1 protein-coding gene is annotated in these 1,022 nt (G+C 66.0%); it reads left to right on the top strand.

The genetic code is table 11. The features are described 5' to 3' along the window. Window positions 1-303: 303 nt before the first annotated feature. The coding region (locus ACWEKM_RS46655) for a hypothetical protein (protein ID WP_451627385.1) at window positions 304-1,022 on the top strand (719 nt) is incomplete at its 3' end.

The following is a 1,022-nucleotide window of genomic DNA, read 5'->3' as shown; positions in this document are numbered from 1 at the left end:
CCGCTACGACAGACGCGCCTACGTCTACCTCGGAACTGTCACCGTCGCGGCCCTGGTCATCTGGCTCCGAACATGATCCAGGAAACAGAACCTAGCGGTGGTGAACGGCCGCCCCATCGCCGTCACCGCTGGCGACGACCCCACGTTGCGGGTGTGGGACGTGAACAGTGCATCGTGCCTGACGACCCTTACGCTCCCCCACGCGGCAAAGTGCGCGACGATCACCGCGGACGGCACGGTCGTACTCGGCATGGGAAATGAAGTCATCGCCCTCAGTGTGCAACCGGTCTTCAGGAGACTTCGATGAGCAGTAGCAGCGGTGAACCTTTGGCCGTCGTGGCCGTCCACGGCGTGGGATACCGCGACCCCCGTGCCACGGCCGAGGACGTACGCGCGAGACACATCCAGAGTTGGACGCGCCACCTCGCCGACGGAATGGGAGTCGAGACAGCCCGCCTTACCCTCAACTTCGCCTACTACGCACACCTCCTCTATCCCGGTCCCGTCGTTCAGGGCCCGCAAGACACGGACGAGCTGCAGGAGCCGCCAGCCAGGGGGCTGACAGCGGCTTGGCTGGCGGAACTGGGGGCGCCCCGGCCCGTCGCCCAGGGGGTGCTGACGATGCCGTTGCGGTATGCCGCTTCCTGGGTGGCGGAGAAGTTCAGCCTGGACGGGCGGCTGACCGAGCTCTTCATCCGGGTCTTCTTCCGTGAGGTGGCCACCTACCTGGCCGACATCGACTCCGCGGCGCGCGCTGTGGTGCGGGAGGAAGTCGTTGTCGTCAGGACTCCGGGCTCGCCCTACCTCGGAGCCCCCGTGCGAACGAGCACGCGGCGGCCAACTCCGCCAGATCTGCCTCCTCGTAGGAAACGATCTTCGCCCCCCTTCTGGCAGATCGCCGGCGTCCAGCGAAAACACCGATGGTCACTCGTAGGGCATCGAACTGCAGGTGAACGGCTGGGGCATTGCGGCGAACCCTTCACAGTGTGCGGCGATGCTGTTGACGCCCGACTCCTTATCCG

The sequence above is a fragment of the Streptomyces sp. NPDC004752 genome (genome assembly GCF_053601275.1).
This window is presented reverse-complemented; position numbering and strand designations above follow the sequence as displayed.